The organism is Bradyrhizobium sp. CCBAU 11434 (genome assembly GCF_028128895.1).
GTDB lineage: Bacteria > Pseudomonadota > Alphaproteobacteria > Rhizobiales > Xanthobacteraceae > Bradyrhizobium > Bradyrhizobium zhengyangense.
Map to the genome: position 1 here is coordinate 1 of NZ_LBJX01000012.1, position 242 is coordinate 242.

Consider the following 242-nt stretch of genomic DNA (forward strand, 5'->3'; position numbering starts at 1 on the left):
AGCTGAACGACATCGTCGATCTGCGCTATGCCGTGGGCAGCGCCCCCAGGATGTCCAAGGAAGACTATCTGGTCTGGCGCAACAGTTCTCCCGTCATCACCGGGGATTCGGACACCACGGTCGAACTGACAAACGGCCGCATCGTGCGCATCCGGCATCGCCCAATGCCCGGCAACGGCTGGGTCGCGACTCATGAGGACATCACCGAGCAGCACCGCACCGAAACGGCACTTGCGCAAGCG

Annotated in this window: 1 protein-coding gene; it reads left to right on the top strand. The window is 62.8% G+C overall.

The window, feature by feature from the left end; translation table 11 throughout:
* Positions 1-242, top strand: a 242-nt coding sequence (locus XI06_RS12800) for a PAS-domain containing protein (RefSeq protein WP_271605468.1), incomplete at both ends; no start/stop codon positions are given.